Origin of the sequence: Streptomyces pseudogriseolus (assembly GCA_002154585.1) — a bacterium.
GTDB lineage: Bacteria > Actinomycetota > Actinomycetes > Streptomycetales > Streptomycetaceae > Streptomyces > Streptomyces pseudogriseolus.
Map to the genome: position 1 here is coordinate 1 of MUNG01000053.1, position 9,281 is coordinate 9,281.

At 75.8% G+C, this 9,281-nt stretch carries 8 protein-coding genes; 6 read left to right on the plus strand and 2 right to left on the minus strand.

Annotated elements, in window-relative coordinates; genetic code table 11:
• Nucleotides 1-141 precede the first annotated feature (141 nt).
• Entirely contained in the window at nt 142-582 is a 441-nt protein-coding gene (locus tag CCN29_RS06510; protein ID WP_006134940.1) for a hypothetical protein, read from the minus strand.
• Nucleotides 583-715: 133 nt separating this feature from the next.
• Between CCN29_RS06510 and CCN29_RS06515 the strand changes: the two genes are divergently transcribed.
• The 5 genes from CCN29_RS06515 (at nt 716) to CCN29_RS06535 (ending at nt 7,523) form a co-directional block, all read left to right on the plus strand.
• Nucleotides 716-1,927: a PP2C family protein-serine/threonine phosphatase gene (locus CCN29_RS06515; protein WP_031018036.1), complete on the plus strand. Its 1,212-nt coding sequence runs from the start codon at nt 716-718 to the stop codon at nt 1,925-1,927.
• A 64-nt stretch (nt 1,928-1,991) separates the two neighbouring features.
• Nucleotides 1,992-3,131 carry a hypothetical protein gene (locus CCN29_RS06520; RefSeq protein ID WP_086680491.1) on the plus strand — a complete coding sequence of 380 codons (1,140 nt, stop codon included), beginning with the start codon at nt 1,992-1,994 and terminating at the stop codon, nt 3,129-3,131.
• Nucleotides 3,132-3,140: 9 nt separating this feature from the next.
• Nucleotides 3,141-3,503: a hypothetical protein gene (locus CCN29_RS06525; protein WP_037816660.1), complete on the plus strand. Its 363-nt coding sequence runs from the start codon at nt 3,141-3,143 to the stop codon at nt 3,501-3,503.
• Nucleotides 3,504-3,507: 4 nt separating this feature from the next.
• Nucleotides 3,508-6,126 carry a vWA domain-containing protein gene (locus CCN29_RS06530; RefSeq protein WP_307784537.1) on the plus strand — a complete coding sequence of 873 codons (2,619 nt, stop codon included), beginning with the start codon at nt 3,508-3,510 and terminating at the stop codon, nt 6,124-6,126.
• Nucleotides 6,126-7,523, plus strand: a complete 1,398-nt coding sequence (locus CCN29_RS06535; RefSeq protein ID WP_006134568.1) for an extracellular solute-binding protein — start codon at nt 6,126-6,128, stop codon at nt 7,521-7,523. The genes CCN29_RS06530 and CCN29_RS06535 overlap by 1 nt, the downstream gene beginning before the upstream one ends.
• Before the next feature lie 23 nt (nt 7,524-7,546).
• On the opposite strand, the gene CCN29_RS35620 is transcribed toward CCN29_RS06535, so the two are convergent.
• Nucleotides 7,547-7,717 (minus strand): hypothetical protein, encoded by a 171-nt coding sequence (locus tag CCN29_RS35620; RefSeq protein ID WP_189405551.1) that lies wholly within the window; start codon nt 7,715-7,717, stop codon nt 7,547-7,549.
• A 97-nt stretch (nt 7,718-7,814) separates the two neighbouring features.
• On the opposite strand from CCN29_RS35620, the gene CCN29_RS06540 reads away from it, so the two are divergent.
• Nucleotides 7,815-9,167: a helix-turn-helix domain-containing protein gene (locus CCN29_RS06540; protein WP_086680496.1), complete on the plus strand. Its 1,353-nt coding sequence runs from the start codon at nt 7,815-7,817 to the stop codon at nt 9,165-9,167.
• Nucleotides 9,168-9,281 lie beyond the last annotated feature (114 nt).

Below are 9,281 nucleotides of genomic sequence, written 5' to 3' on the forward strand. Positions count from 1 at the left end.
GGGAACTGCGCGATCAGCCACCGTGCGGCCCGCACCCGGCGTGCAACAGTTCCCGGCACCTCGGTGGCCGTACGGGGGTGCGGCTCGGGCCCGCTGGAGGCGTGCTGCCTGCGCGCGCCCGTGTCGGGAAGAGCCCCCGCCTCACTCCAGGCGGTGACCCTCCGCGTCCTCCTTCGTGTAGTACCGGTAGAACATGATCAGGAACGTGCCCGCCATCACGCCCACCCCCAGCGCCGCGGAGCGGTAGACACTGCCGTTGGACTGGCTGAAGAGGAAGCCGGCCGCGCAGCCGGCGAAGGCGGCCCAGGACAGGGCGTGGACCTCGCGGCGGAGTTTCGGGGCCACGGTGAGCAGGGTGATGAGGACCGCGGCGAAGACGAGCGCGGTGAGGAAGCCGAAGAGCAGGTTCCAGCCGGTGACGGGGCCGCCGTAGCGGCGGTTGGCCGCGGCCCAGTAGCCGTAGATCAGCCCGGCGAGGACGGGCAGGACGACTCGGGCCATGCGATGGGTGCGGGCGTCGAAGACGTCGATGCTGCGGCCCTGTTCGATCATGCCCCGGGTCCGGGGCGCCGCGTGCGCCATGGGAGCACTCCTTCCTGGCGTCCCCCGCCCCTCCAGAGCACACCTGCCGCGCCCGGGCGGCAACTCGATCGCACGGGGTGACGCCCGCGCGGGAGGGGATGCGACCGTCACGGGCGCGTGTTTCGCTGGGGCCGTGAGTCCGGCCACCACAGGACACGCCCTGCCCGAGCCGTACGCGACGGCCGGCCTGGGCGACGTCGTGGAGCGGCAGAAGCTGCTGCGCGTGCGGGGCCGCAGCGTCGCCTGGGTGCCGCCGCTGGTGCTGCTCGCCGCGATCGCGGTGGCCGACTACAACACCACCGGCGAGTTCCGGATCGTCTCCTGGATCGTGCTGGTGCCGGGCATCGCGGCCGCGCTGTGCGGGGTGTGGGGCACGGCGGTGTTCTCGGTGCTGTCCATGGCCGCCTACACCCTGGTCGACAACGCCTGGCCGCACCAGTTCCAGGCAGGCCTGCCCGACTTCATCCTGGTCGCACTCGGCGGTGTCCTCGCCACGCTGGCGTGCGCGGTGCGGGTGCGCGGCGAGCGTCGGACGCTGCACATGCGGGACGTGACGGACACCGTGCGGCGCACCGTGCTGAGACCGCTGCCGCCCGGCTGGGGCGGCCTGGAGCACGCGGGCGTCTATCTCACCGCCGACGCCCAGGCCCGGGTCGGCGGCGACTTCTACGACATCCAGCCCGGCCCGCACGGCACCCGTGTCTTCGTCGGGGACGTGCAGGGCAAGGGGCTGGGCGCGGTGGAGACGGCGGCGGTGCTGCTCGGCACGTTCCGCGAGGCCGGGTACCACGAGGCGGACCTGGGGGTGGTCGCCGACCGGCTGGAGTCGCGAATGGTGCGGCACCGCGCGTACACGACCGCCCTCGGCCGCGCGGACGGCGACCGGTTCGCCACGGCGGTGCTGCTCGCCTTCCCCGCGGCCGAGGACGACGTCGTCGACGCCGTCGTCCTCGGCCACGAACCCCCGCTGGCCGTGGGCCCGTCGGGGGTGCGGCGGCTGCCGGTGGCCGGAGGGCTGCCGCTCGGCTACCGCGAGCTGGCGCCCGGCCGTCCGCCGGTGCGCCGGGTGCGTCTGGACGCCGACGAGACGCTGCTGGTGGTGACGGACGGGGTGACGGAGGCACGGGACCGGGAGGGCCGCTTCTTCAAGGTGGTGGAGGCGGTGCGGGAGGCCGTGGGCGCCGACCCGAGGCTGATGGCCCCCGGCCGCCTGGTGCTGACGGTACGGGACCGGACGCTGCGGCACTGCCGGGGGCGTCTGGAGGACGACACCACCGTGTTCGCGGTGCGGCGCGGCCGGGGCGCGGGGGTCGAACGCCGCGAAGGGGGACGTTCACCGCTGTGACGCCCCCGTTTGCGACCGCAGCGGTTACGGTGCTGCGGTAGGTGATCGACAGGGGGAGGGGACCATGCCCGGGACCGTGCTGCTGCTGGCGGCGTCGCCGCTGGGCCGGGGACGGCTGGTGGACGCCGCGTCGGTGCTCCCGGTGCTCGCGGCGGTGCCCCCGTCGGTGCTGTCCGGCGCGGACACCGCGAACGTGGTGGAGCTGGCCGACCCGCTGGAGCCGCAGGCGGTGCTGACCCGGCTGCGCGCGGCGGCCGCGGCGCCCGGCCCGCTGACCGTGTACGTGGCGGGGGAGCTGCGCCTGGACCGCAGGCAGCGGCTGCCGCACCTGGCGCTGGCCCGCACCACCCCGTCGACCGTGCGGTACACGGCGCTGCCCTGGCACTGGTTCCGGGACGAGCTGCGGCTGCGCCCGGCGGGCGCGACGACGCTGTTCCTGGATCTGCGTGCCGACGCGGACACCTGGCAGGCGCTGTGCGCACCGCCCGCGCCGGGCCGGCCGTTCCCGCTGGACTGCGGGCGGGACGCGGCCGTTTACGGTCGCATCGCGCCCCCGCCGGCCCGGCGCGGGGTGGCGTCCCCCGCGTACATGAGGGCGCTGGCGACGCTGTTGCGCAGCGGGCGGCGGCCGGCGGAGGAGGAGCTGCACCAGCGGGCGCTGGCCCGGATCGCGCCGGAGGGCGCGGGCACCGACCTGGTGCTGGAGCAGCGCGGGCCGCTGCCGGGCGACCCGCACGCGGCGGTCACGGCGGCCGTGCGCGCGGGGCGGCACGCGGAGGCGGACGCGCTGGCGGCGCGGCTGGAGCAGGCGGCGGGGTTCGCGCACGGCCCGGTGTCCGAGGAGGCGCTGCACTGGACGGAGGTCCGCGCGGACCTGGCGATGCTGGCGGGCGACGCGGCCCGCAGCTGCCGTGCGTGGATGGCGGTGGCGGGCGTCCGGCTGGCCGCCGGGCAGCCGGCCGACGCGCCCGCCGTGGAGGCGGCGGTGGACCGCGCCCACCACCAGTGGGGCCGGATCGACGACCCGGTGCGGGTGCGGGAACTGGGCCTGGAGCTGGTGAGGTTGCGGGGCCGGGTGCCGGGGCGCAGGGAGGGGGCCGTGGAGCATGTGCGGCGCCGGCTGCGGGAGGTGCAGGGGCGCGGCGGGATGCCGGCCGGGCACCTGCGTACGGACCCTCCCCAGGGCGCAACGGCGGTGCCATGATGGTGAGTTATGGCTGAGGGGGACGGAGTGGCCGACCAGGACATCCGTATACGGCTCGAAGGGAAGGCGACGGAGGGCGACGTCACCGCCCTGCGCAACTGGCTGGAGCGGGAGAGGCCGCTGGAGGACCTGCTGCGGGACGGGCGGGTCCGGATCCGCGAACGGCCCGCCACCGCCCACGACGGCACCCCGATGGGGACGAGCCAGGAGATCGTCATCGCCGTCACGTCGGCGGGCGCCACCGTGGTGTTCCAGGAGCTGCTGGAGCAGGTCAGGCGGGGTGTGCGGGCCTGGCGGGACAATCGCCGCGCGGTCGAGGACGGCGAACCGCCGCAGGGCCGAGTCGAACCGGTGAACCGCCACGACGGGTAGGCCGGTGCAGCCTCAGGACGCGGGGGAGCCGATGGACCGGGCGCTGCTGATCGGCGTGTCCGACTATCGCCACACGAAGCCGCCGCACGGGGTGCCCGGCGAGCTGCCGGCGGTCGGGAACAACGTGCGCGTGCTGCGCGAGGCGCTGGTGCGCGGGCGGGTGTTCGCCGGTGAGGACATCACCCCGCTCCGGTCGCCGGACCTCGCCGAGGCGGGACGGGAGCTGCAACGGGTCGCCCGGGAGGCGCGGGGGCTGCTGCTGGTGTACTTCGCCGGGCACGGGGCGATCCCCAGCGGCGGCGACGAGCTGTACCTGCAGATGCGCGACGCCGAGGTGTTCGCCGGGGAGCACACGGTGTTCTCCGGCGCCGTGAAGTTCGGCGACCTGATGGCCACGGTGCTGGCCACGAGCCGTGCGGAGCGGATCGTGGTGATCCTGGACTGCTGCTTCGCGGGCAACGCGGCCCGGGTGTGGGAGCACTTCGAGGACAAGCGGCGCGTCGTGCTGCTGATGAGCGTGCAGGCCAACCACCGGATCGACGCGGGAGATCCGCGGACGCCCACGCCGTTCACGGAGAACCTGGCGGAGCTGCTCGGCGAGGCGGACGGCACGACCGTCTCCCGGCTCGCGGCCCGGCTGCGGCGGCGCATGGCCGGGCAGCACCGCCGCACCCTGCGCAACGACCCGTGGGAGCCGCAGCTGCGCGCCGACGCGGGCGTCGACGTGCGGCTGGGCGGGGGTGACGGTGCGAGCGGGCAGTCGGACGACGGATCGCGGACGCCGGTCACCGACCCTCCCCTCCCGCCGGTCCCGGTGCCGCCCGTCCGGCCCTGGGGCGTGCTGGTGCGCCGGCTGCGCGGCTGGGGGCGTGGCGTGCGCCACCGGCTGGGCACGTGGTGGCGCGCGGGCGATCCCGCGGGGTCGTCCCGCCGCCTGCTGTTCCGGCTCGCCCTGCCGGTGCTGCTCGCCCTCGGCATGCTCGGCGTGGGCCTGTACGGGCCGCTGGGCCTGACCGGCGGGGACGACACCCGCTGCGCCCCGCCGCTCGAACTGCGCGTGCTGACCGACCCGGACCTGGAGGAGACCGTCCGCACGGCCGCCGGCGCCTATCTCACCTCCGACGCGAACACCACCGACGCGGGCTGCCGGCACACCGGCATCACCGTCTACAGCGCCGGTTCCTCCGACGTGGTCGAGGCGCTGCGGCGGCACACGGACACCTGGAAGGAGCCCGGCGTGGACGAGGCCGACCCGCAGCGCGACGTCGGCCCGCAGCCCGACGTGTGGATCCCCGGCTCCCGCGCCGAGGTCGACCGGGTGCTGGAGCGGCAGGACACGGACGCGGTGGCCAAGCTGGAGCCGGAGGAGGCGCCCCTCGCCTACTCCCCCGTCGTGCTGGCCGTGCCCGAGCGCCTCGCCCCCCGGCCGCCGGACGACCTCACCGGGCTGACCCTGACCACGATGATCGACGCGCTGACCGCGCGCGCCGAGGACGCGGCCGTGCGCCGCCCCGACCCCGAGTTCACCGACTCCGGGCTGCTCGCCACCGTCGGCCTGTACGGCGAGACGGGCGCCGTCGCCCGCGGGGAGCGCATGGTCCGGCAGCCGGGACCGCCCTCCCCCACCGCCGGCGACCTGCTGTGCGGCCTGCCCGCCGACGACGCCGTGGACGACCGCACCGCCGCCCTCGTACCGGAGTTCCTGCTCATCAGCGGCGTCGAGTGCGAGGACACCGTGCGCGCCCCGCGCGTCGCCCAGTACCCCGCAGACGTGCCCGGCACGGACCCGGTGTTCGTGCGGGTGCGCTGGGACGGCGGCGACGCCGACGCCACGGCCCGGGACGCGGCGGTGGCCTCCTTCCGCGACTGGCTGGCCGGGGACGGGGGCCGCGAGGTGTTCGGCCGGTACGGCTTCCGCGACCCCCGCACCCAGGAGCTGATCGCCCCCGGCCGCAAACCCGACGGGGTGAAGTACGCGCCCAGCCCGCTCGACGCGTCGGCCGGGCGGGACGAGATGGAGCGGGCCCTGAGCGCCTACCAGGCGTACGGCGGGCCCGGCCGGGTGCTGTTCCTGCTGGACAGCTCCGGCTCCATGGCCGGCCTGTGGCAGGGTCCGAGCGGCGGTCCCGGACTGCTGCGGCAGACGCTGGGCGGGCTGGGCACCGCGGACGAGTACGGCGTCTGGGCGGTCGCCGACACCGGCGACGGCCCGTACGAGACGCTGCTCGGTTTCGGCGCGCACCGGCGGGAGGACGCCGAGAAGACCCTCGACGAGCGGGCGCGGGTGCGCGACGTCTCCGCCGACCCGCACGCGGCGCTGCTCGCGGCGTTCGACGAGATGCAGGACCGCAAGGACGACGGGAGGCCCCAGCTGATCGTGCACATCACCGACGGCCGGCACGGCGAGCACCTCAGCGGCGGACGGCTGACGGACGTGCTGGACCGGGCCGGGGCGAGCGGAGTGCCGGTGACCGTCGCCGTCCTGGGCGCCGGAGGCTGTGACCCGGGCCGGCCCGACCGCCGGATCGCCGACGTCAGCGGCGGGCGCTGCCTGGACGCGGGCGACGACGTGGGCGCCGCCCTGCACGACGAGATCGCCCGCATCGGGACGGGGGACGACTGATGCCGCGACGGCTCACCGCGCCGACCGCGCTGCTCGCGTTGCTGCTGCTCGCCGCCTGCACGGGCGGCGGCGGGGACGGGACGCCGGGCGGCGCGCCGGCCGAGGAGGAGAAGCCCGGCACGATCGTCGTGGCCAGCGGCCGGGACGTCACCGGCAGCAACGGCGTACGGCAGCGGCTCATCGACGCCTGGAACCGGCAGCAGCGGGAGCGGTCGCGGGACGCGGGCGACCCGGACCACTACCAGGCGCGGCTGGTGGAGCTGCCGGGCAGCGCCGACGAGCAGCGCAGCCAGCTGCTGGGCGCCCTCCAGTCCGGCAGCGCCCGCTACGACGTGGTGAACCTCGACGTGACGTGGGTGCCCGAGTTCGCGGAGGCCGGGCTGGTGCGGGCGCTGCCGGACGACCTCGTGGACGCGGACGTCATCGATCCGGTCGCCCGGACCGCCCGATGGGACGGAAAGGTCTACGCGGTGCCGTTCAACAGCGACGTCGGCCTGCTGTACTACCGGCGCGACCTGCTGCGGAAGGCCGGGATGGAACCGCCGTACGTACCGGACGACTTCACCTGGGGCCAATTGCGCGGGTACATCACCACCCTGGACGACAACCTCGACGACCGCGACCTCGTCAACGGCTGGACCACCCAGCTCGACGCGTACGAGGGCCGCACGGTCAACGCGATGGAGGCGTTCGCCACGGCGGTGCCCGGCCTCACGCTGGTGGACGAGGACGGCCGCTACACGGGCGACGTGGAGCAGCTGCGCCGGGGCGTGGCGGAACTCGACCGCCGCGTCGACCCGGCGTACGTCTCCCCGGACGCGAAGAAGAGGGACGAGACGGGGTCGATGAGCGAGTTCACCGAGGGGGGTACGGCCTTTCTGCGCGCCTGGCCCTCCGCCTACCCCACGCTGTACCGGGTGTTCGGGGACCGGCTCGGGGTGGCGCGGCTGCCCGGGCGGGCGGTGCTCGGCGGACAGAACCTGGCGGTGACGACGACGTCGGAGCGGGCGCGGAAGGCGACCGAGCTGATCCGGTTCCTCACCGGGCGGCAGAGTGAACGCTGCCTGCTCGAAGCCGGGTTCGCGGCGACCCGGGACTCGGCCTACGACCGTCCGGCGCGGTGCCCCGCGGAGATCTCCGCCGCGCCCGTGCCGTCCCCGACGGGGGAGCCCGACGAGGTGCCGCGCCGGGAAGGGGGCCGTCCCGGGTTCTCCGACGCGATGCTGAAGCAGGCGCTGGAGCGGGCCGTGCACCGGCCGAGGACGCCGCTGTACGGCGCGTTCACCCAGACCGTCATCACCCAGCTCGAACCGCTCGTCGAGGGCGGCGGCTCGGCCGACCCGGACGAGGTGGCGCGACGGCTGGACGAGGCGCTGCGCCGGGCCCTGCGCGGATGAGGGCGCCCGACGGCGACGGGCGCCTATCGCTCGGCGGCCTCCACCTCGACCGGTGCGGTGGTCCCGCGGTCGGCGTCCGGGCCGGCGGCCTTGGCCGGGCCCGCGTTCGCCGCCAGGACCAGCGCCGCGACCGCGGCGAGAGCCGCGATGAAGCCTCGGGCGTAACGCTCGGTGGGGCGGGTGCGTTGCAGCACGGCGACCTCGCAACAGCGACGGGTTAAGCGGGTTTAATTCGCGGTTTAACCTAGGGGCTGTCCGACGCGAACGGCAAGGGGCACTGGGGGAGTTGGCATGGGGGAGCGGGACGAGCCGGGCACGATCGGGCGGCGCGTGCAGCGGCTGCGCGTGGCGCGCGGACTGACACAGAAACAGCTGGCGGAGCCGGTGTACACCCCCGCCTACGTCTCCACCCTGGAGGCCGGCCGGGTGCGCCCCTCCGACGAGGCGCTGCGGCATCTCGCGGAGCGGCTCGGAGTCGAGTTCGACGAACTGGCGACCGGGCGTTCCGCGCGCCGGGTCACCGAACTGCGGCTGGGGCTGACCGAGGCGCAGCGCGCGCTCGCCGTCGGGGAGGCGGAGTCGGCGGTGGAGCAGTACACGGCGCTGCTGGCGGAGGCGGAGGCGCAGGAGCTGCCGGAGGAGCAGGCCGCCGCGCTGCTCGGGCTCGGCGAGTGCGCGCTGGACACGGGCGAACTCGCCGACGGACGTGGCTACTTCGAGGAGGCGGAGGCGCGGCTCGCGGACGCCCCGCTGCCCGCGCGGGTGCCGGCGCTGCGCGGCCGGGCGGTCGCGCACTACCTCGCGGGGGAACTGCGGTACGCGGTGTACCTGCTGGAGAGCACCATCGACGAGCTGAACCGGGGCGGCCTGCACGACCCGGACGCGCTGCTCCTGCTGTACGCCAGCGTCATCGGCCCGTACATGGACATGGGCGCGCACGCGCGGGCCGCGCAGGCCGCGGAGTTCGCGCTGGCGCTGGCCCCGCAGTCCGGCGACCCGGCGCTGGTGGCGCGCATGCACCGGTCGGTGGCCCGCGCCCTGCTCGCCGAGGGCCGCCTCGTGGAGGCGGACGCCTCCCTGGCCAAGGCGGCCGAGCTGTACCGGGGGCTGCAACTGCGCACCGAGCTGGCCAACTGCCACTGGATGCGCGGGTACGTGTACGCGCAGAACGGCGAACTGGAGGGGGCCGAGGCGGAGATGCGGGAGGCGCTGCACATGCTGTCCGCGACCCGCGCGACCCTCTACAGCAGCCAGCTGACCGTCGAACTCGCCGACGTCCTGCACCGGCGCGGGCGGTCCGAGGAGGCCGCGGAGCTGCTCCGGGACGTGCTGGGCGGACTCTCGCCCGAGCGGGGCGCGGTGCACGCGGCGGCCGCGCACCGCCTCCTCGGCATCATCGCCGAGGACGCCGAGGACGCCCGGGACACCGAACAGGCGGAGGAGCACTACGTGCGCGCGCTCAGCCTCCTGGAACGCGCGGGCGCGGCCGGCGACCTCGCCGACCTCTGCCGCCTCCTCGGCGACCTCCTCCGCCGCACGGGCCGCGTCGAAGCAGCCCTGGACGCCTACCGCACAGGCCTCGGCCACCGCACGGCCCCGGGCACGACAACCCTGGGCCCGGCACCGGCGCAGCCGCCGGTGTGAGGGACGGGCGGGGGAAGCTCACCTCCCCCGCCCCGCCGCCTTGGCCAGGGAGGCGTCCGCCTCCACGAGGCGGCCCTCGGCGAGCAGGGCGCGGGCCACCGACCGGTGCATGCG

Excerpts from the sequence above, each read along its gene's own strand:
- CCN29_RS06520 (WP_086680491.1), top strand. The coding sequence starts at position 1,992 with ATGCCCGGGACCGTGCTGCTGCTGGCGGCGTCGCCGCTGGGCCGGGGA.
- CCN29_RS06525 (WP_037816660.1), top strand. The coding sequence starts at position 3,141 with ATGGCTGAGGGGGACGGAGTGGCCGACCAGGACATCCGTATACGGCTC.
- CCN29_RS06540 (WP_086680496.1), top strand. The coding sequence starts at position 7,815 with ATGGGGGAGCGGGACGAGCCGGGCACGATCGGGCGGCGCGTGCAGCGG.
- CCN29_RS06535 (WP_006134568.1), top strand. The coding sequence starts at position 6,126 with ATGCCGCGACGGCTCACCGCGCCGACCGCGCTGCTCGCGTTGCTGCTG.
- CCN29_RS06510 (WP_006134940.1), bottom strand. The coding sequence starts at position 582 with ATGGCGCACGCGGCGCCCCGGACCCGGGGCATGATCGAACAGGGCCGC.